The organism is Bacteroidota bacterium (assembly GCA_035506275.1).
Taxonomy (GTDB): Bacteria; Bacteroidota; Ignavibacteria; order UBA10030; family UBA8401; genus JAGVPT01.
Genome location: DATJPT010000002.1, coordinates 112,257 through 137,835, shown reverse-complemented (window position 1 = coordinate 137,835; position 25,579 = coordinate 112,257). Strand labels below are relative to the sequence as shown.

The following is a 25,579-nucleotide window of genomic DNA, read 5'->3' as shown; positions in this document are numbered from 1 at the left end:
TTCTCAAAAAGTATTGCGGGTCTCGTTTGAGTGTTTCCCCCGTTGCACGGACGAGAGAAGAATCCCTCAGGGGGAACGTGAACGCTGCGGTGCGAACAGCAGCGACGTGAGGCTATCCCGGGAGTGAATTCGGCCGAGCGCAGTGAACCGCCGTTCATCCCCGGCCGTCGCGAGGGCCGCGCCAGAGTTTTTCTTTCCGGTCATATGTCCACGCGGCCGAACCGACCGTCAGCGTGTTCTTCTTCGTGCGCCCATTGATTTTTTTCGTCGTCTCGCTCCAACTGACAAGCCCGCTCAGCGTATCGAAGGTTCGCAAGTTTTGTGCGCCGCACATGGAAGCGTAGCTGAGGCAGGCTTCGAGTGATTTCCCTTTGAGGAAGGCTGCAAGAAATCCGGCGATGGCTGAATCTCCGGCTCCGGCGGCTGAAACGAATTTTTCCGGACGGTAACTCGGCATCCATACTTCCCGGTTCGCCCAGCTCTTCGAGGAAAGTCCGTTGACCTTTTTCAACCTCTCGCCGGAGGCCGTGGACACGTAGATCCCTCTGCTTCCACACTTCAGCCCCACGATCCCCCCGCCGTATTCGAGAAACTTCGAAGAGAGCTGCGCCAAGTGTCCGGCGGTGAAGAATTCGATCAGCTCCTTCCCGCGCGCTGCCTGACGCAGACGGAAAAATTCCTTCTTGTCAAGCATGAACTGGGCCTCCTCAACGCTCGGAAGAAAGATGTCCACGTAGGGGAGGACCTTCTTCAGAATGACGGTCCAGTCCACGCGGCCCGAAGGACTGGCGGGGTCGGGGAGAGCGAAATCGAGCGACGTCACAAGTCCCATCCGGCTCACCCGCCTGTAGATCCTGAGCAGCTCGTCTCCGCCGTCCTCGTACATCCGTCTCATCAGAGGGGGGTATCCGAGATGGAAAAGCCTGGCCTGCCGAACCGTGTCGAAGTCGATGTCGTCGTAGCAGAAGCTGTCGTTCGCTCCGGGATTGTGCAGAAAGATGCGATCGGTGCCGGGGAGTGCGATAACGATGGAGTAAGAGGACGAATCACCGTGGGAGATCCTAAGCCTCGTCTCTGCTCCGGGCGCCCTGCGCTTCAGGAAGTCCATGATCGCCCGGCCGATGAAATCATTCCCGACTTTCGCCATCAGGGCGACCCTGGCCCCGAGAATATCCATCGCGATGCCTGTGTTCGAGACCGGCCCCCCCGTGCAAACGGTCATGGCTCCGATGTTGGTGAGTTTCCCCGGTATAAAAACCCGTGCGAGCGAGGAGCCCTTCGCGTCCAGGAATTCCGGAAACATGTCAAGACAGAGGTGGCCGGCAATGACGGCATCGAGCTTCCGAGATTTCACGCTAATGCTCCTTTACTTTTGTCATCCGTTGAATTTCAGGGTCGGTGAAGATATCCGCCTCGTCGATGCTCCTCGTTGAAAATTCCGAGACGATCGCCCCCTTATTCCCCGCTTGGAACCAATGACGCGTGCCGGGGAGTAACGTGTACTGGTCCCCCGGATTCAGTGCGACCTCATGCCAGACGGTATAGTTTTGTTCTCTCCCTTTCGGCGTCTTCGCCTTTGGATGAGGTGTCCGCTGGCCCGGGACGTAGAGATAAACTTTTCCCCACCGGCATCGAAATGTCTCTTCTTTCCCGATTTCGTCTCCAACGGGCGGATGGTAATGTTCCGGACAGGTCTGATGCGGAAAGAGAATGAGCTCCTTTGCGCAGACTCTCTCAGTATTCACATAGACGATCAGTTCCAACCCTGTTTCGGCAATTTTTCCCAAACCAAAATCAGCCACCTCTATGCTTTCTCGTTCCTTTTTAGTAGTCACGATGCCGGCTTTTTTAAGAACCCTGACGGCTTTTTGGCGTGCTTCGTGCAGCTGCTTTTCTGTGATCATAAAGTACCTCGTTGCTGGTTGAATGCCGTCGACAATCAAAGAAATTTTGTCGCTGATATGTCGAGGCTGAAATTGTTGCGAACATACCGCCGGATGTTTTCAGGTTTTTGTTCTAAGGCATCACCGGAAGTACCAGCGCCGACGCATGTTCGCGGTCGTGATACACGACGTTTTTGGCTTTTTGAATTTGCGTTGACGAGCTTCCAATGTCAGCGCCGGTATTGAGGTTCCGGTCAAATCGGGGGAAATTGCTGCTCGAGATTTCCACTCGCAGCTTGTGTCCGGCGAGGAACACGTTTGAGGTTGACCAAAGGTCAATCGTCAGTTTATAGATCTCACCCGGATTCATCAGCGTTGCCTTTTCTGTGGAGTTCCGGTAGCGCGCCCGGAGAATTCCTTCGGTGAGATTTTTCGCATAACCGTCGGGGGACACATCGATCAACTTGCCCGTGAAGTCTGTATCGAACGCCGAAGAGCTTGCATAAATTTCGAGCGTGATCGGGCCTGTCACTTCCACATCCTCCTTGAAGGCAGGAGTCGAGTACACCAGCACATCTCCCCGGCTTTCCACCGAGCGTTGGTCGAAAGGACCAGGAGGGAAATGAAAGTCGCCAAGCGTCGGGCCGCCTGTTGTCGGCACCGGGTCGGTCGGATCGTAAACGTAGCTATCTGGATTTTCAGCAAGAGGAACTTTGGCGCTCAAAGTACCATCACCGTTCAAGGAATTGGCTTTCCCGTCGGAATGCAGGAAATAGCGAGCGGGTTTGGCGCGTGATACCGGCCAATCATCTTCGTCTCTCCAGATATTCTTCCCCATGACAAAGATCCTAACGGGCTTTTCACCCCCGAGACCGTTGTCAATGCCTTTTAACCAGTAGTCGTACCAGCGAAGACCAAGTTCCCAAATGTCGAGAACCGAATTGTTCCCGAAGTCGACTTCGCCGACTTTAGGCCCAGCCCCGGCGTGTCCGCCAACTATCATGACCAGTCTTTGACCTTTTCTTGCGACCTCGCTGCCCCCCTGGCTTTTTATCCCAATATAGTTCCGCAGCGACCCGTCCTGAAATATATCGTACCATGCACCAATATTCAGGGCCGGAACCTGAATCTGTTTGAAGTGTTCTTCGATCGAACACCCTTTCCAGTAGTCATCGTAGTTTGGATGTTCAAGCCATTCATAGTAGTAGTCGGCCAGCCCTGCAGAGGAGCCTACGTCCAACATTGGGTAATCGATCAGGGGACGTTTCATGTCCCAATGCGATGGTATAGCATCCTTTCCCACGCGACGTTCAAGCGTGTTGATCGACAGCGCGGTTGACCAAGCCTGGTTTAGCAATTGCGTAAAGGCTCCCCCCTGATAAACCCAGTGCGCATGATAATTGGAGGCGGTCACATATGGCATAATACAGACGAGATGAGGAGGCGCGGCGATGGCAGCGAGCATCTGCGTAGCGCCTACGTAAGAACCACCCCACATCCCTACCTTACCGTTAGAGTAGGGGAGCGTCGCTGCCCATTCGATGCAGTCGTAGCCGTCGTTTGATTCATGGATCATCGGATACCAATCGCCGTCCGATGCCCATCGACCGCGGACATCCTGGACGACAAAAATGTATCCTTGAGCGGCCACCTTCGGTCCGAATCCTGTCTCGGCCCGTTTGTCGTACGGGGTCCGCTCGACGATAACGGGAAACTTGCCTTCTTTGTTGGGCCGGTAAATTTCGGCGCGGAGGGTCACACTATCGCGCGTTTTCATCGGGACGTTGTATTCCGTGATGACTTCCTGGGCGTATGCTGTCATAATGAATAGCGCTGACAGCAAAATGAGGGGACTCAGACTGAATGTTGGACGATGCGAACGCATGGAGCACCTTCATCCTTTCTTTTTAGCGGGAGAAAAATATTCGGCGCTGTGAGCCGTATTCCTGAAAGAATTTTTTATGATGATTTCAAATGAAACCGCCTCCGCAATTCCCCGAGGGACATTTCACTCCCGGCCCGGAACATAATTCATCCCCGAAGGAGGAGCATCTTCCTCGCGGTTTCCCCAATGGACATTTGGCTGATTTCCCATTACTAATTCGAGGGTTCCTCCATGGAGCAATTCATTGTGGGTGAACCAGGGCTTCCCCCGAGGAACTCCGTTGAGTGCGGCACTTTGAATATATTTGTTCTCCGCGGAATTGTGTTTTGCGATCACAACAAAGGTCTTGCCGTTAGGCAAGTGTATACTGATTCGATTAAAAACAGGGCTCCCGATATTGTATATTGGAATTCCCGAGGTCACGGGATAGAATCCCATCATCGAAAAAACTACGAATGACGACATGCCGCCGCCGTCCTCGTCCCCCGGATATCCAAAAACATTATCTGTAAACCAGGTGTCAATCAGCATGCGGATGCGTTTTTGGGTTTTCCATGGAGCGCCGAGATAGTTGTAAATATACGGGATGTGAAAGCTGGGTTCATTTCCCATGACAAACTGGCCGACTAAACCGGATGCATCGGGCTGCGTGTACCAGAATTTAAATTTAGGCAATCCCAAATCCTCCCTGAACAGCTGGTCGAGTTTTGCCTCAGCTTGTTGCCGCCCTCCCATAAGCTCGAATAAACCGCTGAGGTCATGCTTTACCTGCCAGTTGAACGTATACGCATTGTTTTCAGTAAAATATTCTCTTCCTGCAAGCTTCGGGTCGACCGGGTCTATCCAATCCCCTTCGGCATCCTTTGGCCATACGAATCCTTTCTCGGCACGGTACACGTTTTTATAGAAAGCGGCTCTGCGCAAAAATAAATCGCGATCTTCAGGATGGCCACTCAAAGGCGCAAGCTGTGCGATGCACCAATCATCGTAGCTGTTCTCGAGTGTGACTGAAACAGACTGCCGTTTCTCCCAGTCATTGTGGACCTCTTTCACTGTCTCCATTTCCCCCGGCCGTAATCCCGGCATATAGCCGTTTTTTGTGTAGAAGGAATCGAGCGAAGTTGCCGGGCCGTTGTTCCATGGCAAAAGAGTCGCTTCAAGGGAATTTTTTTTCAACCCTTCATATGCTTTCTTCAGATCGAAGTTTGTCAGTCCTTTGAACCATGCATCCGCCATCCAGGCGGCGGCATGATTTCCTGTCATCGCAGGCCAATCTCCGAAGACCAGCGCGAACGAGGGCATCCATCCGCTCTGCTCGTACATAGCGACATACGATTTTATTTTGTACGTCTCCATTTCGGGATTCAGGATGACGTAGAGCGGTTCCAGCGCGTTGTACATATCCCAAATCCAATTGTCGACATAAAACGGTTCGTTCGATTCATGAACATTGTGATCGAAAGCGCTGTAGTACTTTCCGTATTCATTGATGTCAACCATCCGTTCATAGCAGCGATAGAGCGCACTATAAAACACGCGTTTTTGCGCAACAGTCCCCCCCTGAACGTTGATTTGGGAAAGAGTTTTGCGCCAAACCTCCAATGCATTATTCTTTACCGCGTTAAAATTCCATCGGGGAATTTCCTTCAGGAGGTTTTGTTTTGCCTGTTCGACGCTTATGTATGATACACCGTAACGAAATGAAACGGTTTGCGGCTTTTTCCCGAAATCGATGATCAGCATTTTTTTGTCGGATGGGACGCGATATTTGATTTCCTTTATCTCTTTGTCCGATTCAGCATAAAAATATGCTTTCATTCCTGAGAAACTTTCCGTGCCGGTCAACGTCCTTTTTCCCGCTGTCTCAATCTCCCCTTCGCTGTTTATCACGCTTAGCCGAAGATAATGGCCTTCGCTGCGATGAAAAGTAAACCGGAAATATCCGCTCTTTGCACCGGGAGTGAATTCAACGGCGTCCCCGGTCTCTAAGAACGATGTCCTGTAGTAGTACGGGCTGGTAATTTCCTGGCCGTACATGGAACGGCGATTCCAGATCGTCTCGTCCGCAGTTCCGCTGAGAGGCATGACGGCAAACACTGATGACAACCGGTGCGAAGTCACGGTGAGAGGGAAGAAACTGATTTGGTCGTCCAATTGGTCTTTCCGCATCGGAAAAGTTCTCAGCATGCTGTTCGGCAAATGCACTGTAGGCCGCGTGGGTTCCAGAATAATCCCGACGCCTCCGATAGTCGGATCGACAAATGAAAGATGAGACCGTTGACCCTGGGCAAATGCAGAAGAAACTATGCAGAGCAATCCAACGACAGCTTTTGCGGTATTCATCATTTTGGTGTTTGTCATGGTAATTAGTTCCCGAAATTTCACAAAGAGGCAAAATCTCTTCATAGGTCGGCTCTGATAGGGCTTGAATGCAAGTACTGCCGCAATGCTACAAATGTTGCGCTCCTGTCGGAACTTGACTGACGGCTGCGGTTCCAATGAAGCTCATAGATTTTGAGTCCCGGAGGGGCAACATAGTTGTAGTGTGAATTACTGGCGTCCAGCTGAAGCTCCATAGGAGCGACATAAGAATCGCATTGAGAGTGGCCTGCGTAAATTTAGTTACGCACCATTATTAGTCTGTGGAATAATCGGTTTTGCGTAAGCGAGCAGGTACTCTTCGGCTTCCTTGGACCAAATTCCTTTTGTTTCCTTAATGATCAGCGAAAGGTCTCTAAAGAAGGGATCTGATTTGCCTTTTGTTTCAAAGTCTTCCAAGGCGATTAACGGCAAGGAAATGCCGGTGTATATCAATTTTTTTCCCCCCGGAATATTTGGCAAATTCAGTATTGAGTCTGCCACTGAGTCTAAACCGCCAATGTGAGTGATCATGATTGCCGGATTAATAATTCCTCTGCCGATCAAGTTTAATGCGTCAAGCATGTCATCTGTCGTAGAGCCGGCCGAGCCAATCACATGATGACCATGGTAATGGACATTATAAAAATTGAATTGGGCCGTAAAACGTTGATCGGTAGGACCGGTAAAAAAATTTACGCAGCCGTCTAATCCCAGAATATTAGAGGCTTGTTCCACAACAGCTGCGCTTGGTACCATCACCAGCACGTCATCGTAACCCTTGTTATCCGACAACCTCATTAACTCTTTGTCAACGTTTTCATTTTTACCATTTACATAAAATACCCTAACGCCCATCCTGGCAACTTCATTCGGTGGGAACAAGAGTGCAGCTCGTTCGAGTTTGGCTCGATTAACATCAGTCAACACAATAAGTCCGGGCCTTTGTTCGGTGTGCAAGAGTACATCAAGAAATTCGAGCCCCATGGGACCAGCACCGCCCAATATGGCAACCTTTCCGTCCTTCTTTATCCCCATTTCGTGTTTGTATTGTTGAGGCTTGATATGATACTGAGATTTCAGCGCCCCGAGGATGCATGCCACCGGTTCAGAAAGAGATGCTTTGAAAAATGAATCTCCAGAGTAGGGGATAAGGCAATTCATCCCTATCACCTCAGAGGGAATAATAATTTTCGTAGCGTCTCCTCCGACGTATTGAAAGGAGTAACCGACAGCTTCATTTTCCCGCCCGGGAAAATTTACTGCAGGCTGGATGCTATACTTCATCCCTTCTTTGTACTTATCTTTCAGCTTTTCCCCGACTTTTAGAATTGTGCCACACTGTTCATGCCCAACAATGATCGGCTTCTCTGCTATATCCTTAGTGACTCTTTTATGGTCTGCGCCTTGAATAACCGCTTTATAGTCCGACATACATATACTGTTGGTAACGACGCTAGCAAGAACTTCACTGTCGTTCATCTCTGGAAGCTCAAATTGCTCGAGCCTCAGATCGCTTTTGCCATACAGCCGCAACGCAGTAGTCTTCATAAGAGATCTTTGTGTTTTTAGAGCCTCGAAAATATTTATACAAAGAATTTATGTGACATTGTCATGCTGATCCCCCCGTTCCAGAGCGGAAGAACCATCTATGTTGATTTAGTTGGATGGATTCTTCATTGCGCTCCGTTCAGAATGACCATGGAAATGTTTTGTGAGATGCTTCTAGATGCCTTTCCTGTCCCGCCTTAGCATTTCTTCTACACTCTGAGTCGTTGTTACTTTGTGCCCGGGCAGCGGGTATATGCGTTCGTGGATCGCATCGATGAGCCATTCCTTTTGAGGGAAAAACATTTCCTCCAGTTCCGCACCCGGCGTAATCCAGTTTCTTGACCCGACAACGACGGGCGGTGCGTCGAGATAGTCGAACGCAGCCTCCGTGACCCGGCTCGCCATGGTTGTCAAGAATGATCCCCGCTCAACCGCGTCGGAAGTCAGCAGAATTTTTCCGGTCTTTTTCACTGACTCAATAATCTTGTCGTAGTCGAGGGGATTGACGAAGCGGGCGTCAATTATTTCAGCTTCAAATTTATGTTCTCTTTCGAGAACATCCGCGGCATCCATCGCTGTGTACAACGCCGAACCAATCGTAACTATCGTAATATCTTTTCCCGTCCTCCGGATCGCAGGTTCACCTTCCTCGATTTCATAGTAGCCGGCCGGCACTCCGCTCTTGATGAACATTTCCCCAATATCATAAAGTCTTTGGCTTTCGAAAAATATAACCGGGTCGCTCCCGCTTAACGCTAGATTGAGCATTCCCTTCGCATCATACGGAGTCGCGGGGAACATCACCTTCAGTCCCGGTATATGCGCCACGATCGCCGTCCAATCCTGTGAATGTTGAGCGCCGTATTTACTTCCGACAGAGATACGTAAAACAAAGGGCATCTTCAATACACCGGCAGACATTGCTTGCCACTTCGACATCTGATTGAAAACTTCGTCCCCGGCCCGGCCCAAAAAGTCGCAGTACATCAGCTCAGCCAGCACCCTTCCGCCGCACATTGCATAGCCCGTGGCTGAGCCGACGATCGCTCCTTCGGAAATTGGGGTGTTGAACAACCGATGATAGGGAAGGGCCTCGGTTAATCCGCGGTATACTGCAAACGCACCTCCCCAGTCCCTGTTCTCTTCTCCGTATATGACCAGCGTTGGATCTGTGTACGCTCTGTGGAGTACTGCTTCAAAAAGGCCGTCTCTGTATGAATAGATATTTGATTTGGGCAGCGGCTTGCCATTTTTATCGAGCCCATATCTCTCTTTTTTTGATATTGATTTGACTCGCGGATTGTCTTCGAGAGCTATCAGAACTTCGGGCTGTCTGTCGTCGAACTTTTCAACTTTCTCATTTGAAAACATCAACTCGCCTATGATGTCTGACCGAAAACCAATTCGTGGAGAAATTTTAGGGTCGACGGCTAATTTCATGATAGTCTTTATGCGTTCAACCGCCGATTCTTGCATCGGCGCAAATTCATCCTTGGCGATTATCGTATTTTTGGTTAAATAATCGGCGTATTCAATGATCGGATCGTGTTTCAACCACAATTCTAGTTCTTCTTTCGATCTGTACGATGATGCATCGGAAGGGGAATGACCTGAAAAACGGTATGTCGTCGTATCGAGTAAGACCGGACCTTTCCCCATTTCCAATATCTTCCTTTTTCTTTCGATAGAATCCGCGACTGCCAAAGGATTGCTCCCGTCGACCCGTTCACCATGCATCACCTCCGGATTTACTCCAGCGCCAATTCTTGCCAAGACACCAAAGCCCATCGTCTCGCCGCTTGTTTGTCCCCCCATCGCATAAAAATTATTAATAAAATTGAAAATAATCGGCGGTGCGCCGCCAACATTTTTATCCCATAACGTATTGTATTGATCCATTGCCGCAAGCATCATCGCTTCCCATGTCGGTCCTGTTGCCGAAGCCCCGTCTCCAATGTTGGCAATAACGATTCCGGTTTTGCGATTGATGCGTTTATAGAGCGCAGCGCCGACAGCAATATCGGAAGACCCTCCAACGATGGCATTGTTCGGCATACTCCCAAAGGGAGCGAAGAAAGCGTGCATGGAACCGCCGAGGCCCATATTGAAACCATTTTCTTTCGCAAATATTTCAGACATAGTTCCATACAGGACATAATCGACCGCTAGTTCTTTAATATTCCTGTTGCGGAGAGGCTCAAGAGCTTTTAATATTCTCCCGTTCATGTACGAGCCCATGATGGTCTCCAGTTCAGCATCGCCAAGTTGATGAATTGCGGAGAAACACTTGCTGAGAATTTCGCCATGGCTTCTATGGGAACCGAAGACAAAATCGTCTTTGGTGAGATTTAAAGACTGCCCTACAGCGGCGGCTTCTTGACCCGTTGATAAATGTGCAGGTCCTTTGTGCGTATACGGGATCCCCTGGTACAATCCTTCAATCTTAATCGTGCTCAGGCAGGTCTCAAATTGACGGATTAACAACATATCGGTCAAGATATGCCTTAGAGTTTCTTTCCCGTATTTTTCGATTTCACGTCTGGTGTCGGTTTTATACTGATTCAGCACTATGTCTTTTGATTGTAGTATGCCATATTGCCTGACTTGTTCAGGGCTAACTACGATATTTCTAGGCACAATGTACTCCTGATGTTTATTTTGTGAAAAATATCTAAAAGCTGTCTCACAAATGAATTTAGGCTGACCCTTCTCCCGAAGGGAAGGCTTCGCCACACGCGTCCCCTTTGGGACAGGGTGAACAAAAGCCGGTTCATCCACTCCCCAAAGGACCCCTACGGGGAGTAAGCGAACAAAGTGAGCGCGTCGTCAACGACCCTGCGGGTCGCAGACCCGTTGTGAAGGACGAAGTGATATGTTTTTGAGATGGCTTTTAATTAATTCAGTAATGGACGGCTATAAACTCATCGTGATCTTATTTTTGCTTATGAATTCTTCCATGAATTCAGCCAGCACAGAACAAACAAGATTCAAACTCTCTTCTTCATCACCGTTCATTGGCTTGTTCCGCCAGATGTTCTTGAGGATCGATCGAACATTTTTATCGTCTAATTCCTCGATGCGCTGAGGGTATGAGCCTCCGATATCTATCCTGTTGTTAATGATGTAACAGATACCGCCTAAAACCGCCTTTGCGAAAATCCTCGGTACTACGTTTTGTTTAAGAGCCTCTCTAATAGCACCAAAGAATCGGTCATCATATCCTAGTTTTCTGACAGGGTCCCGGCATATTCTTTGAACTTCATCGCGCAAATATGGGCTCGTCATTCTTTCGAGCAGATCTGTCCCATAACAGTGAAACCCCTCTTCAGTGAAAAGCGGGTCATCAAATCCCTTATACTTCTTCAATAAGAAAGCACCGCTCTCCTTTTCGAAAGCATCCATGCCGTACTGGTAAAGACGGGAGTTGTTTCTTATTTCGTTCATAAAAGTATAGCCGGCAAGCGAAGCAAAGAACCCCAAGGTCGAATGCACTGCGTTGTGTCCAAACAGCTTCGCTTCTTCAAACGGAAGCAAATCATTCTTTTCCTGGAAGACTTCAATCCCTTTTTTATAATTGGACAACTCAATTTTTGATATAATGATGTCGTGAAATTCTTCCACCAGGATCGCGGCTTTGCTGTGTGGAGTCATCCAATCGAGATTCAATTCTGCAACCGTTCTTTCGTCGAAAATTACTCCACCCATTTTTCCGATCACGGTGTTGATTGTCTGAAATTGCTGTAGTCTGCTTTTGCCGGCATAATGCTCCATTCTTTCGCGGAGTATTTCTGCCGCATAATTATTATTTTCTGCTGTATAAATTATCCGGGGAAGATCAGGGTTGATATTCTCGGCAAGCAGTCGAGCGACAGAATGTTCTCCTCGATCATAAAAGTCAACGCTGGGAAGAGCTGTTGCCATTTCATCGGCTTCATAAATAGCCGAAGCAATCGAATCCGAATCGTTCGGATCATTCGGATCATAAATTTCAATATCCGTAACGATGGTTTTATAGATACCATTTCTGGTCGCCGTGTTCACTGCGATCTTGTTATCCCATTTTTTCACAGCGGCGACGATCTCGCGGTTTACTTCAAGGATCACAAATCGGTTAAAATTATTCGACTTGAATGCTTCATACAGTGTTAAGCCGGACTGCACAGCGCCGAGTCCAAACCCCAAAAATGTTTTCTTTCTTTCGCCCTGCATCATCAGGAATATTTCTTCCATCAATTACTTTGTTCGTCGGGCATTCGGAAAGACGCGTTGCGCGTCTCCGCTATAAATGTTGTCTATCTCTTAATTTGGTAATATCATGCACGAGATGTTCCATGCCATTCGACCATATTATGCTGCCGAAGGGTGACGATTCCGTCCGGCTCGGTAGCCGATCAATCCGTAGAAGGCGACGTACGAATAAGCGATCAACGGCACGATATATGAAATTTGGAGCCCGCCTAAGTCCGCAATGTGACCCTGAAGGGGCGGAAGGAGCGCGCCCCCTAAAATCGCCATCACCAGCAAGGACGAGACCTGGCTTTTTAACATCCCGGTACCCTCCAGTGCAAGAGAGAATGTATTCGACCATCCGATTGATGAGAACAATCCTACACCCACAACACACCACATCGCTGCCTTTCCACCAAAGGCAATTGCGGACAGAAGGAGCAGAACAATAGTTGTCGAGAAGATCGCTAGCGTGCGTCCTGCCATCGCTTTGCCGAATTGAAACAAGAGCCAGCAGAGGATAAGAAGCGGAAGATAGTATCTGACGATGCTCCATCCGCTAAGAAGGCCAAGAATAACGAAAGCGCCCGCCGGTATGCCGAGCAAAAGGATTTTCTTGCTCCTCGCCTTCATATCGCTCAATTCAACGGCACCCATGAATCTTCCGATCAGCATTCCCCCCCAGAACAACGATACATATTTGCTGGCCTCGACAGCGGTCAAACCGGCGATGTTCGGTTGTCCGAGAAAATTTATGATAGAACTGCCGACAGAAACTTCGCCCCCCACGTACATGAATATTGCGACAATCCCAAGCACCACATGAGGAAACTTCAGTGCGCCCGCACCCCGATCGATTTTCCCTTCTCCTATGTGAGGCAAGTGGACAAAGAAAAAAACAGCGGCCAAAATCAAGAATGCAATACTAAACGCAAGATATGGAACTTTCACAGAATCGGCTCCCTGCACGCCGGCGTGATTGAAGTATTGAAAGATCAAATAACCGCCGATCAACGGACCGATGGTTGTACCGACCGAATTAAACCCTTGAGCGAGATTCAACCGGCTTGAAGCAGTACGCTCGGGACCAAGGATGGTTACGTAGGGATTAGCTGCAATTTGCAGCATGGCAAAACCGAGGCCCACGACGAACAGCGCGACAAGAAATAAAGGGTAAGAAGGGATCGTAGCGGCAGGCCAGAAGATCGCACTTCCAAAAGCCGAAATCAGCAGGCTGATAACGATACCGTTTTTGTATCCGATTTTCGCGATCGGATCTCCAGCCACGACAGAGGTTGTAAAATAGAGCAGTGATCCGACAAAATACGCGCCGAAAAAAGCAAATTGAACAAGCATCGCCCTGAAATAATTCAACGTGAATGCTTCTTTGAATCGCGGAATGAGAATGTCGTTCCATGCCGTCATGAAACCCCACATGAAAAACAATGTGGTCATGATAGCAAACGGACCGCGGTACATTCCATGTTCCGATTTCTGCGAAGTGTCCGAAGTCTGGTCGATTGATCTGCCGGTAGCTGTCATAAAATCGTTCCTTTTGAGAAATTTGGTATCTGATGTTGCGCAATGTTTGAAGGGCTTGCAATAAAGGCACTAAGACTCTTTGAAGAAAGCTTCATTCTGTAATATCCATTGATAAAAAACAGTCGTATTGGTTCGTGACTTTGGGCCTTCTGCCAAAAGCATCCTTCGGCGTGGCCATGCTGATGATGTGTTGCGCAACATGGGTGAGGAATTGTCTGTTCCGATTCACTTGTCTATTTCTGTTATGGAATTTCCGTCCAGAGAAACCTGCCGGATATTTTTTCTTGACACAGTGATGTTGCGAACGACCCTTTCTCTTGTGTGATTGAGGATGAACATCTTCGGGCCGACGATGGCGGTGAACACGCGGTCTATTTTTCCGTCGGGGATAGCTATACCGTGATCGTTAAGGAATCTCGTCATCGGATCGAAAAGAAGGATTTGATATTGTTCACACGACCCTTCCTGTGGTTCTTCTCCCGGTTTTATTTCACGGACGGGGGCGACTTTTGTGACTCTGGTGAGTTTGTGCCGAATATATAATGTGGCTCCGTTTCCGACCTTCTTTTCTCCGCTGTTGGGGTTGAACAAGCGGGGAAAATAATTCTCACCATCCTCAAGCGAACACAGGGAATCCGTATTGCTGGCGATCAACAAGCCGCCGTTCTCGACCCATGACAAAACTTTTTCCAGCGATTGTTTCCTGAACCAGTGCGCATCATAAACCATCATCCATTTTGCACGCTGCAATATATTATCCCCGATCAGCCGATCATCGGCAAAAAGGATGTCGGAGTAGTCGCGGAGCATGGAAACAAAGGGAACCAAATTTTGCATGAATTCGATATTTCCCATAACGAGATCAAGGTCGGGATAAAGTAAAGCTCCTTCCTTGTTGGGAGCCTCTGTTTTAATCAGAGAGACATATTTCAGGAAAAGATCCATCTTGTCTTCCCTGTCATTGATATTACCGGCATAGGTCATAAACTCGTCGACACCCGCAGTTGCCGCGTTATAGATTCGGGAGACCACGCCAAGGTCTAAAATTCCTCCAGCAGGTTCGAATCCAAACTGGTTGCCGTAGAGATGCGAGGCCGTCGTTACCCAATTGGTCAATGTGAAGTTCAATCCATAATCGGTAGCTTCGTTGGTAATTCGTATTCCGCCGTGATACTTAGCCGCCACCTTACATTGGTCGGCAAAATTGGAACCTTGGCTTGAATTCGCATCGCCGCCCGTACAGAGGTACACCGGAATCTCCGGAAAGTATTTCCTGCCCAGCTGCATCCACACATCGGCATGGTGTGTCATTGACGCCCGATACCAGTCGATGAAGTCAACCCACCTTTTTCGATCTTGCAGTGTCTTCAACGTAACATCTCCCTTGTAGGTGAGTTCATCGATACGAAACCCCTCAACAGGATCCGTATGCACCGGGGGCATTGTTACTGACGCGAAAGACTGAAACGATGTCCCCCATGATCCATTCAGCGCGGCAAGATCATTGTTGAATTTTCTCCGCATGTGTGTAATGAAATCGGCCCTGGCATATTGATCATTGCACCAATACCCCGCGTGTGAATGATAGAGCCCGGCTATCCTGAGAGGCCAATCTCCGTGCCAGACAGGATAAATTGCTTCGCCGAAATCTCCGCTGATGCCAAGAAGAACTCCTTCGAGTGTTCCTGAATTTCCATACTGCTCGGCAACCCGCGCAAGGAAGCGGTCGACGTAACGGTAAAAACTCGTATCCCAAATGGTGCTTACCTTGCTCTCAATATTGTGTTCAAGACAGCGCATTCCGACAAAGTTTTTGCTGTTTCTGTACCAGTCCGGAAGTGAGTACGCCGGACCGGCGATGATGAATGCGGTCCATTGTAATCCGGCTTTTTTCACAATCTCTACTTGTTTGTCCCATGCCGAAAAATCCCATTGATTCTCTCCCTTCTTTTCCACCGACTCCCAGGTCAGATAGAATTCTACGCTCGAGAAGCCCGCATTCTTAAAACGCCGGGCATCTTCCGGTGATATTTCGTCGGATTCGCCGAGGCAAAGGCGCAAACCGGCCGGCGTTAGTACCCGAGGAGTATCCAATTTTTGCTTCCAGGCATCCGGCGCAGTGTTTTGTTTTTTCTTTTCTGCTGGAAAGGTTTTCGCTGTCGCTGCACTGTCGGTTTCAACGTCTTTCACGCAGCGGAAACCGATTGAAAAAAATCGAGTGCCCGAAGGTTGAAGCCGGCGTCGCGAAACGCGAAGATCGAAGGCATCAGAATAATAACATCCGCCGCGAACAACTTTGCTTCCTCCCCAGCCGTCTTCGAATTGTACCGTGTCGCGCACAGTATCGTCATAACGGAAAAACCAATCGGTCGTCCATTGATAAACATTGCCGGCCATGTCATACAAACCGTACCCGTTGGGCGGGAATGAACCCACCGGGGCAGTATATTTCCACGGCGTAGCGATGCGGAAATTACGCCATTCAAAATTCGAATTGCGGTCGGCAAATTTCGCCCTGGAGGCATCGGGTACCGCATTGCCCCACGGATAGAGCGGCTGGTCCAATCCTCCGCACGCGGCGTATTCCCATTCTGTTTCTGTCGGGATTCGCTTTCCGGCCCACGAAGCGTATGCTTTTGCTTGATCGAGGCTGACGTTTACAACGGGATATTCCGGGTAATCGAGAAAATAGTCCGGCATTTCTTCCCAGCGGGGGTTTTCGGGATATTCTGTTTTCGTCGAGTCGCAGTATGCTTTGAACTCACGGTTCGTGACCAGTTGCAGGTCCATGTAGAAACTTGACACTGTCACGGAATGGACGGGAGCTTCTTCGCTGTATCCCCGCGCGGAACCCATTCGGAAGGTACCCCCAGGAACAAGGACCATTTTTTTTCCGTCGCGGGCGATGACAACTTTTTCGGAGCCCGATTCGCTTTGAAAAGAAATCATCAACAGAGTGATGAGGAGGGAGGAGAGGATTTTCATTGCAACACCTTTGTTGTATACTTCTAGAAAAGTTAGCGACCGGCATGCCCCCCCAACAAAGTTGACACAATATACAAGGTTGGAATCAATTAAGAAAGAAGGCAAAAGACGGACGGCGTTAAAGGATATGAGTACTCAATCGATAAAAGATGCACAGGATGTTGTTGCTTCGGTGCCATATCTTGGATTCCATGCAGAAGATGCTCACGCGATTCGTTTGAGTCTATGCTACCGGTTTCACAAAAGTGCCTGCAGATTGGTCGGCTGGGAACACGAGAGAGTGCCGATATTACAGCCGGGCTTTCTATTCTTGACTCTCCGATAGATTCACGTTACCTTTTCGCAGCAAGCCTAACCGGGGGAACGGGGAGAATTGTATGTCGTCAGAGCGTTTTGGTCAGAAAGCGCGTTTTGTTAAGAGATACTTTGAGCGATTGGTTGTGAAAGATTATGCCGTTTTCGTGCCCTCAGTGTTTGCTGCTTAAGTTGTTGCCTTCGTGTGACGATCTCCTGATGCCTGCCGTAATACACATCCTCTGGCGTGACATTGTCCAATGACTCGTGGTAACGTTCGTTGTTGTAGTGTCCGATGAAGCGAGCGATCTCCTGTTTGAGTTCCCACGGGAGATACTATTTCTGCAAGTTGATCTCGTTCTTCATTGATCGGTGATACCGTTCGATCTTCCCCTGCGTCATCGGATGATACGGCGCACCTTGTGTCGGTGTCATTCCTTTGGTCTGGAGATATTCTTTGAGCTCTTGTGAGACATACGCCGGTCCGTTGTCCGAGAGAAGCCTTGGGCGGTGTTTGACGGAGATCTGGTGGATCCCGGTTTTCTCCACGGCAATATCCAACAAGTCCTTCACGTCTGTTGTGGCCATTGTCGTGTAGAGCTTCCAGGCAATGATACACCGGGAGTAGTCATCAATGATGCTCGCCAGGTAATACCATCCCCACCCGACAGCACGGAAGTATGTGAAGTCCGTCTGCCACAGTTCATGGACCCTGGAAGTCGGATGGTGAAAGCTGTCCGATGCTGCCATGACGATGTAACTCGGACTGGGCACCAGATCGTAGGCTTTCAAAACCCGGTAGACGCTCGATTCTGATATAAAATAGCCCTCTGTATCGGTGATAAAGCATGCCAGCTGCCGTGGTGAGTGTTCCGGGTGCTCCAAAGCTATGGCCACGATCTGTTCTTTCTCCTGATCCGGGGTTCTGTTCCAGAACCGTCTTGGATGAGGCGCCTTCACCGCCAAGCCATCATACTCTTCTTCCAGGTAACGCCGATACCATTCATAGAAGCTGCTCCGATTAACCTGCAGCTCCTCCAATGTCTGCTTCGCTGACAACTCTGAGTCTTCCACCATCCGAATGATTTCCATCTTCTCCGCCTGGCTGTATCTCATTGCTCCTCGGAGCCGGACTCCAAACCACTCAAACTTTTTTTAAAACAACGGTTCTTCAACGACAGCTCTGCCACCAGCTGTTTGAGTTGATCGTTTTCCTTCTTCAGATCCCCAACCTCGGTGCTTGTGGCTTCACGCACCGTGTCACCCTGAAGACGTTTCTTACCTGCCTCCAAAAACTCTTTGCTCCACTTGTAATAAATATTCGGATTGAGGCCTTCTTTCCGGCAAAGATCGGCAATGCTTGCCTCTCCTCGTAAGCCTTCCAACACAATTCTGATCTTTTCTTCGCTGGAGTATTTCTTGCGGGTCCGTCGCTTAATCTCCCGGACGATACTTCCGGGGCTGATCGATTGGTTCATGCTGCTGCCTCCTCTTGAAAAGATGGTCTGAATATACTCAAATATAAGTGCTCTAAAGCAGCACATCATACAAAGGATCATTGCCCAAGTCGTGATCTTCCGGCAGATGAGCTTGAAAGAACGATTTTAGAGACGATGCGGCAAGTGGTTAAGGATGAGGAATTACTTAAATCGGTAACGAGACAAATGCAGGGTAATTCAAAGGATGAAAATGAAGGACTGAATAAGGAAATCCAACAACTAAGAAAAAATGATGACCAGATTACAAAGCGGCTTGCCAATCTGGTGGAGCAATTAAGTGCCAATGCGAAGCTGAAGGAATCAGAGACAATTACCAATGCAATCAGCGACCTGGAAGAACAGAGATTTGAGCTAAGGGACCTAATCGTCAGAAAGAAAAGGCGTTGGAAAGAGTGAAAACAGGGAAGGTAGATCCCGCGGTATTGAAGCAGATGCTGAGTGAGTATGTCGAGCTGTACCAGACTTATACACCCGAACAAAAAAGACGGATAAACCACTTAATCTTCGGTGGGATCGTTTCAAATTTCAAGCGAGATGAAGTATCGGGAGGTCTTGAAATTCTAATACGGGGGGATGGTACAATTCGAAAAACATGGGAGGAGTTTAAAAAAGAAAACCAGGTGACGACAGTTCCCACACCTGGTTCTCTTGGCTCCGCGAGTAGGGCTCGAACCTACAACCCTGCGGTTAACAGCCGCATGCTCTACCATTGAGCTATCGCGGAATGGAGCGAAATTTTTATTCTTGTGAACTCTGCGATGGCCGCACGTTGAGAGCCGTCACCGAAGGGGGCGGCTCGAAATCCCGCCGTTGTTTGGCGGGACTCTACCATTGAGCTATCGCGGAATGGAGCGAAATTTTTATTCTTGTGAACTCTGCGATGGCCGCATGTTGAGAGCCGACACCGAAGGTGAGGCTCGAAATCCCGCCGTTGTTTGGCGGGACTCTACCATTGAGCTATCGCGGAATGGAGCGAAATTTTATTCTTATGAACTCTGCGATGGCCGCATGTTGAGAGCCGACACCGAAGGTGAGGCTCGAAATCCCGCCGTTGTAAGGCGGGACTCTACCATTGAGCTATCGCGGAATGGAGTAAAAAATTTCTTCGGATAAAATATATCCAAAACGGCGCGGAAAGTCAAGGCGAGATTTGCTTGAATTCGCCAAAATTGGATAAATTTTCGGTATTGGCTCGGTTTCTTGACACCCCCTCTATTTTTATTTATATTGACTCCAGGGATTGCCTATGAAACCTCTTCACACGCTCGCGTGTTTAATAGTCGTGAAGGGGGAATTCCACAATTTTGAAGGAAAGTAAATGGAAGGAAATTTTTCCAATCGCGTTCAAGATGTCATCCGATTAAGCCGCGAAGAAGCCCTGCGTCTCGGGCATGATTATATCGGCACGGAGCATTTACTGCTCGGCATAATCAGAGAGGGAGAAGGAATTGCGGTGAAAATTCTCCGCAACCTCGGATGCGATCTTTATAAGCTGAAAAAAGCGATCGAAGATACAGTTCGGACGTCCGGCGGAACGCTGACCATCGGCAATATTCCGCTGACGAAACAGGCAGAGAAAGTCCTGAAAATAACGTATCTCGAAGCGAAACTGTATAAATCGGACGTTATCGGTACGGAGCATCTCCTCCTGTCGCTCCTGCGCGACGACGATAATATCGCCGCACAGATCATGCACCAGTTCAACGTCCACTACGACGTTGTGCGGAACGAGCTCGACAATATCATCAGCGGCAAGCCGTCCGCGCCTCCGCAGGCGCACCAGGCTTCCGAGAAGAAGCAGGATAAATCCAAGACGCCGGTACTCGACAATTTCGGACGCGACCTGACAAAGCTGGCGGTCGAGTCGAAGCTCGACCCGGTGGTCGGACGAGAAAAGGAAATTGAGCGCGTGGCGCAGGTCTTGAGCCGCCGCAAAAAGAACAATCCGGTGCTCATCGGAGAACCTGGCGTCGGAAAAACCGCCATCGCCGAAGGACTTGCAAACCGGATCGTGCAGAAGAAAGTTTCGCGCGTCCTCCACGACAAACGCGTCGTCACCCTCGACCTTGCGGCCCTCGTCGCCGGGACGAAATACCGCGGCCAGTTCGAAGAGCGGATGAAAGCGGTGATGAACGAACTCGAGAAAGCGAAAGATGTCATCCTGTTCATCGACGAACTTCACACGATCGTCGGCGCCGGAGGAGCTTCCGGTTCGCTCGACGCATCGAACATGTTCAAACCGGCCTTGTCCCGCGGAGAGCTGCAGTGCATCGGCGCGACGACGCTGGATGAGTACCGTCAGTACATCGAGAAGGACGGCGCCCTTGACCGACGATTCCAGAAGATCATGGTCGACCCGACGACGGTGGATGAAACGATCCAGATCTTGAAAAACATCAAGCACAAATACGAAGAGCATCACGGCGTCAGGTATTCCGAACAGGCGATCGTCTCCGCGGTCAAGCTGAGCGACCGGTATATCACCGACAGGAATCTTCCCGACAAGGCGATCGACGTCATGGACGAAGCCGGAGCGCGCGTGCATCTCGCCAATATCGTGGTGCCGAAAGAGATCCTTCACCTCGAAGAAGAGATCGAGAAGATCAAGCAGTCGAAGAACCAGGTGGTGAAGAATCAGAACTTCGAAGAAGCCGCGCGGCTGCGCGATCTGGAGAAGAAACTTCTGAGCGATCTTGAGATCGCCAAACGCGAATGGGAATTGAAGGCGCAGGACACGGTCTACCAGGTGAGTGAAGAAAATGTCTCCGACGTCGTCGCGATGATGACCGGCATCCCGGTCAATAAGATCGCTGAATCGGAATCGGAGAAGCTACTGAAAATGGACACCGTTCTCCGCTCGCAGATCATCGGACAGGATGAAGCGCTGACACAATTGACGAAGGCGATCCGCCGTACGCGTGCAGGGCTGAAAGACCCGCGTCGTCCGATCGGTTCGTTCATCTTCCTCGGACCGACCGGCGTCGGCAAGACCGAAATGGCGAAAGCCCTTGCCCGGTATCTGTTCGATTCGGAGGATGCGTTGATCCGCATCGACATGAGCGAATACATGGAGAAGTTCTCCGTTTCCCGTCTCGTCGGAGCCCCTCCGGGATATGTCGGGTACGAAGAAGGGGGACAGTTGACGGAAAAGGTCCGCCGCAAACCGTACGCCGTCGTCCTCCTCGACGAGATCGAAAAAGCGCATCCGGATGTCTTCAACATTCTGCTCCAGGTGCTCGACGACGGAATTTTGACCGACAGCCTCGGGCGGCGGGTCGATTTCAAGAACACGATCCTGATCATGACGTCGAACATCGGCGCCCGCGACATCAAGGCGAGCGGCGGTTTCGGGTTCGGCGACAATACCGTCCAGGACAAATACAAGGCGATGAAGAACGTGATCGAGGAAGCGCTGAAGCGCGTCTTCAATCCGGAATTCCTCAACCGCGTCGACGACACGATCGTTTTCCACTCGCTGGAAAAATCGCACATCATGCAGATCATCGACATCGCGACCAAGGACCTGTTCAAACGGATGAGTTCCATGAACATCACGATCGAGCTCAACAAGCCGGCGAAAGAGTTCCTGGCCGAAAAGGGATTCGACCCGGCATTCGGCGCCCGTCCGCTCCGCCGCGCGCTGCAGAAATATGTCGAGGACCCCGTTTCGGAAGAGATCCTGAAAGGGAAGTTCGGCGACGGAAGCAAGATCAAGGTGAAGTTCAACAAGAAGACCGAACAGCTGAAGTTCGTCGACGCGAACAAGAACCGGAAGAAGGACGAGCCGACGAAGGAAGAGGAAAAACCGGCAGACGTCTCGTAATGTTGTAGTCGTTATCGACAAAAAAGCCCGTCGAGCAATGCTGGACGGGCTTTTTGTTTTTCTCTTCGGGTCACTTTTTTTGACGGTAGAAAGCGATCAGGTCGGTATTCGCCGGAGTGCCGCCGAGCTGGCGGATCATTGAGGTGATCTGGCCGCGATGGTATGTGCCGTGATTGACGAGATGTTGGAGCGACTGCCAGACGATATTGTTGACCGGTTCACCTTTGAAGTTTAGAAACGACAGCGACTCCGCCAGGCGTTCCTCGGTCAATGAGCCGACGTACGCAAGCATCCCTTTTTCCACTTCCCCCCATTTGGTCTTCAGATCGCCGAGCTTCGGAAGGTCCGCCGCCGTCAGCATTTTCGGGTTCGGCACGTTCACGAAACGCTGCAGCCAGACATTCTCCGCCCCGCAGATGTGAACGAGCGTGCCGTGGAGCGAGCCGAAGCTCGTCTTCAGGTCGTTGTACAGAAGCTCTTCGCGGAGCGATTCGACCGCGCCGAGCATTCGCGCTTTTGCCCAGTAATTGAATTCGATGAGAAGATGGATGTCTTTCAGCGTCATACGGTTCCTTTGAATTTTTCTAAACCCGAACTCCCTTGAAATATATGCAAAATCGGATCAGCAATCCCGACTTTGTTCCATCGCACGTACCTTCATCACCCCGCAGAATTCTCTTTCAGCTTCGCCAAGATCTTCAGCGCTTCAAGCGGTGTCAGGGAGTCGATCTCCAGTTTGTTGAGGGTGGCGCGCAGTTCGTCGTCTTTCATCTCGAACATCGTCAGCTGGAGCTTCTCCCCGCTGTTCTTCGACGCAATTCCTCTTCGCGACCGGGGCTTCTCGCCGGGTTGTTCGCCGTTCTCCTCGGTTCCATGAGGGCGGAGCTGGGTTTCTTCCAGATTGTCCAGGATTTTCTTCGCCCGTTCGGTCAATTCTTCGGGAAGGCCGGCCATTTTTGCTACCTGGATTCCGTAGGAGTGGTCTGCTGTACCCGGAGTGACGGTATGAAGGAAGATGACCTTGTCGCCGTATTCCCGCACATCCACCTTGTAATTTTTGATGCGCGGAAATAATTCAGCCAATTCGTTCAGCTCATGATAGTGCGTTGCGAAGAGCGTCCGCGCGCCGATATGCTCGTGCAGATATTCCGTCAGCGCCCAGGCGATGCTGATGCCGTCGAACGTGCTCGTCCCCCGTCCGACTTCGTCCAGAAGGATAAGGCTTCGCGACGTTGCCCGGTTGACGATGTTCGCGGCTTCGTGCATCTCCACAAGGAATGTGCTTTCGCCGGAAGCAATATTGTCGCTCGCGCCGACTCGGGTAAAGATGTTATCGACCAGCCCGATCGCCGCTTTCTTGGCGGGAACGAAGCTTCCAATCTGAGCGAGGAGAACGATCAGGCCGACCTGGCGGAGATAGGAAGATTTCCCGCTCATGTTCGGGCCGGTGATGATAAGGATCTGATTTTCGGCAGTGTCGAGGGAGACAGAGTTCGAGACGTATTTTTCTCCGACCGGGAGAAGGATCTCAATGACGGGGTGCCGTCCCTCCTCGATGTACAGCCGGGAAGAATCGTTGACCTCCGGCTGCACATAGTTGTTCGCTTCGGCTACCTGCGCGAGCGAGGCAAGGCAATCGGCCACTGCGATCTGCTGCGCATTCTGCTGGATGACCCCTGCGTGGGACGCGACGATCAGGCGGAGTTCGTTGAAGAGTCTCGTTTCCAGTGCGAGGATCTTTTCTTCTGCGTGAAGGATCTTTTCCTCGTACTCTTTTAACTCCGGAGTGATGAACCGTTCCGCATTCGTCATCGTCTGCTTGCGGATGTAATCGGCCGGGATCTTGTCCTTGTGCGTGTGGGTGATCTCGATGTAGTAGCCGAAGACATTGTTGAAGCCGATCTTCAACGAAGAAATTCCGGTCCGCTCCCGCTCCTTCTTCTGCATGTTGGCGACCCACTCTTTCGCGGAATGCGCCAGCGTTGTCAGCTCATCGAGCTCCGTATTGTATCCGCGGCGGATCACGCCGCCGTCGGCCAGACTCATCGGCGGATTATCGGCGATCGCCCGTTCGATAGTGTCGGCAACCGGGTCGAGCGTTTGAAGGGCCGCATTGATCCCGGCCACCGTCGGGGCGGTGATATCCGCGAGAATTTTTTTCAACACGGGGATCCGGCGGAGAATCTGTTTCATGGCGACCATGTCGCGCGGCGTCGCTCTCCCGGTGGCGATCTTTGCGATGAGCCGCTCGACGTCTCCGATCTCGGCAAGTTCTGCGGATAGGTTTTTCCGCGTCGAGCTCTGTTCCACCAGCGAAGAAATGCCGTTTGAACGCCATCGGATCTGTTCGAGGCTTTTCAGCGGATGCGAGATCCATTTTTTTAGAAGCCGGCCCCCCATCGGCGTCATACATCGGTCGAGGACTGAGAAAAGCGTTCCGTCGGAGGTTCCGCCGAAGGAAGACGTGATCTCGAGGTTCCGTTTCGTCGATCCATCGAGAACGATGGTATCCGAGATATCATGCGGGACGATCTTCTGAATGTGAGCGAGGTTCGCTTTCTGGGTCTCGTTCAGATAGTGCATCACCGATCCGGCTGCGGCGATGCCGACCGACATCGTATCGATGCCGAAGCCCTTCAGCGATTGCGTCTGAAAATGGCGGACGAGCGTCTCATAGCCGTAATCAAAATGAAATACCCAATCGTCCATCGTCGTAAAAAGACCGTTGTAGGAGGCCTTCAAGAGCGCTTGCAATGTCTCCTTATCTCTTTTCTGGACAAGGAGTTCAGACGGCATCACGGAGTTGATCTGCTGTTCGAGTTCGCGGAATGGGATCTCCGACGCGGCAAACTCACCGGTAGAAATGTCGACATAGGAAAATCCGATCGTGTCGTCGCCGGTGGCGACCGCAGAAGGAAGCGCGACCGCTGCCAGATAGTTATTCTGCTTCTGATCGAGCACTTTATCGGAGAAAGCAACGCCCGGCGAGACGACTTCGATGACATCCCGCTTCACGATTCCCTTGGCGAATTTCGGGTCCTCCATCTGCTCGCAGACCGCAACGCGGAGCCCGGCTTTGAGAAGCTTCGGGAGGTAGGTATCGAGTGCATGATGAGGGAAGCCGGCAAGCGGAGTTTCGCCGGCGGCGCCGTTGCCGCGGCGGGTAAGCGTGATGCCGAGGACGCGCGACGTGATCTTGGCATCCTCGTCGAACGTCTCAAAAAAATCTCCCATTCGGAAAAGAAGTATCGTCCCCGGATACTTCGCCTTCACTTCGGCGTATTGTTTCATCAGCGGCGTTGACATGGTGAAAAGGTAGGGAAAAAAGGAGGGGAAAACAAGAAGACAGAATGCAGGAGACAGAATACAGAAGTCAGGAGACAGAATACAGAAGACAGAATAAGGCAAGAAACAAAGAACAGGAAGGATGGAATTGGCTTTTGAATTCTGACTTCTGTATTCTGTCTTCTATCTTCTGCCTTCTCTCTTCCGCCTTGTTTCTTCTCCATTATCTCAGTACATTTTACAGCCA

General features: G+C 50.4%; 13 protein-coding genes, 1 tRNA gene and 1 pseudogene. 2 read left to right on the top strand and 13 right to left on the bottom strand.

The annotated features are described in order from the left end of the window. Positions 1-154: 154 nt before the first annotated feature. The 10 genes and pseudogenes from VMF88_00990 to VMF88_00945 form a co-directional block, all read right to left on the bottom strand. Positions 155-1,354 carry a carbohydrate kinase family protein gene (locus VMF88_00990; protein ID HTY09619.1) on the bottom strand — a complete coding sequence of 400 codons (1,200 nt, stop codon included), beginning with the start codon at positions 1,352-1,354 and terminating at the stop codon, positions 155-157. Between the two features lies 1 nt (position 1,355). Then, positions 1,356-1,904, bottom strand: a complete 549-nt coding sequence (locus VMF88_00985; protein HTY09618.1) for a D-lyxose/D-mannose family sugar isomerase — start codon at positions 1,902-1,904, stop codon at positions 1,356-1,358. Between the two features lie 112 nt (positions 1,905-2,016). Next, positions 2,017-3,705, bottom strand: coding sequence for a CocE/NonD family hydrolase (locus VMF88_00980; protein HTY09617.1), 1,689 nt, complete (start codon positions 3,703-3,705; stop codon positions 2,017-2,019). Positions 3,706-3,891: 186 nt separating this feature from the next. After that, positions 3,892-6,129 (bottom strand): GH92 family glycosyl hydrolase, encoded by a 2,238-nt coding sequence (locus VMF88_00975; protein HTY09616.1) that lies wholly within the window; start codon positions 6,127-6,129, stop codon positions 3,892-3,894. Between the two features lie 261 nt (positions 6,130-6,390). Next, on the bottom strand, positions 6,391-7,677 hold the full coding sequence (locus tag VMF88_00970) for a zinc-binding dehydrogenase (protein ID HTY09615.1): 1,287 nt from the start codon (positions 7,675-7,677) through the stop codon (positions 6,391-6,393). Between the two features lie 174 nt (positions 7,678-7,851). After that, positions 7,852-10,314, bottom strand: coding sequence for a thiamine pyrophosphate-dependent enzyme (locus VMF88_00965; protein ID HTY09614.1), 2,463 nt, complete (start codon positions 10,312-10,314; stop codon positions 7,852-7,854). Between the two features lie 276 nt (positions 10,315-10,590). After that, positions 10,591-11,907, bottom strand: a complete 1,317-nt coding sequence (locus tag VMF88_00960) for a hypothetical protein (GenBank protein HTY09613.1) — start codon at positions 11,905-11,907, stop codon at positions 10,591-10,593. Positions 11,908-12,024: 117 nt separating this feature from the next. Further along, positions 12,025-13,446 (bottom strand): sugar MFS transporter, encoded by a 1,422-nt coding sequence (locus VMF88_00955; GenBank protein ID HTY09612.1) that lies wholly within the window; start codon positions 13,444-13,446, stop codon positions 12,025-12,027. Positions 13,447-13,671: 225 nt separating this feature from the next. Beyond that, the gene (locus VMF88_00950) at positions 13,672-16,431 is read right to left on the bottom strand and encodes an SUMF1/EgtB/PvdO family nonheme iron enzyme (protein HTY09611.1); all 2,760 of its coding nucleotides are present in this window, start codon (positions 16,429-16,431) and stop codon (positions 13,672-13,674) included. Positions 16,432-16,845: 414 nt separating this feature from the next. Further along, positions 16,846-18,203: pseudogene (locus VMF88_00945) on the bottom strand (IS3 family transposase). 135 nt (positions 18,204-18,338) lie between these two features. On the opposite strand from VMF88_00945, the gene VMF88_00940 reads away from it, so the two are divergent. Continuing rightward, complete coding sequence (locus VMF88_00940) at positions 18,339-18,620, top strand: hypothetical protein (GenBank protein HTY09610.1); 282 nt, start codon at positions 18,339-18,341, stop codon at positions 18,618-18,620. 253 nt (positions 18,621-18,873) lie between these two features. Here the strand turns inward: VMF88_00940 and VMF88_00935 are convergent. Next, a tRNA-Asn gene (locus tag VMF88_00935) sits at positions 18,874-18,948 on the bottom strand. Positions 18,949-19,542: 594 nt separating this feature from the next. On the opposite strand from VMF88_00935, the gene VMF88_00930 reads away from it, so the two are divergent. Continuing rightward, positions 19,543-22,047 carry an ATP-dependent Clp protease ATP-binding subunit gene (locus VMF88_00930; protein ID HTY09609.1) on the top strand — a complete coding sequence of 835 codons (2,505 nt, stop codon included), beginning with the start codon at positions 19,543-19,545 and terminating at the stop codon, positions 22,045-22,047. A gap of 70 nt (positions 22,048-22,117) precedes the next feature. Here VMF88_00930 and VMF88_00925 read toward each other — a convergent pair whose 3' ends face one another. Together VMF88_00925 and mutS are read right to left on the bottom strand one after the other, a co-directional pair. Further along, positions 22,118-22,612 (bottom strand): DinB family protein, encoded by a 495-nt coding sequence (locus tag VMF88_00925; GenBank protein HTY09608.1) that lies wholly within the window; start codon positions 22,610-22,612, stop codon positions 22,118-22,120. A gap of 95 nt (positions 22,613-22,707) precedes the next feature. Further along, entirely contained in the window at positions 22,708-25,353 is a 2,646-nt protein-coding gene (gene mutS / locus VMF88_00920) for a DNA mismatch repair protein MutS (protein ID HTY09607.1), read from the bottom strand. Positions 25,354-25,579 lie beyond the last annotated feature (226 nt).

Coding starts and splice junctions, on each gene's coding strand:
- VMF88_00985 (HTY09618.1), bottom strand. CDS start 1,904: ATGATCACAGAAAAGCAGCTGCACGAAGCACGCCAAAAAGCCGTCAGG.
- VMF88_00980 (HTY09617.1), bottom strand. CDS start 3,705: ATGACAGCATACGCCCAGGAAGTCATCACGGAATACAACGTCCCGATG.
- VMF88_00975 (HTY09616.1), bottom strand. CDS start 6,129: ATGACAAACACCAAAATGATGAATACCGCAAAAGCTGTCGTTGGATTG.
- VMF88_00970 (HTY09615.1), bottom strand. CDS start 7,677: ATGAAGACTACTGCGTTGCGGCTGTATGGCAAAAGCGATCTGAGGCTC.
- VMF88_00960 (HTY09613.1), bottom strand. CDS start 11,907: ATGGAAGAAATATTCCTGATGATGCAGGGCGAAAGAAAGAAAACATTT.
- VMF88_00955 (HTY09612.1), bottom strand. CDS start 13,446: ATGACAGCTACCGGCAGATCAATCGACCAGACTTCGGACACTTCGCAG.
- VMF88_00950 (HTY09611.1), bottom strand. CDS start 16,431: ATGAAAATCCTCTCCTCCCTCCTCATCACTCTGTTGATGATTTCTTTT.
- VMF88_00940 (HTY09610.1), top strand. CDS start 18,339: ATGCGGCAAGTGGTTAAGGATGAGGAATTACTTAAATCGGTAACGAGA.
- VMF88_00930 (HTY09609.1), top strand. CDS start 19,543: ATGGAAGGAAATTTTTCCAATCGCGTTCAAGATGTCATCCGATTAAGC.
- VMF88_00925 (HTY09608.1), bottom strand. CDS start 22,612: ATGACGCTGAAAGACATCCATCTTCTCATCGAATTCAATTACTGGGCA.
- mutS (HTY09607.1), bottom strand. CDS start 25,353: ATGTCAACGCCGCTGATGAAACAATACGCCGAAGTGAAGGCGAAGTAT.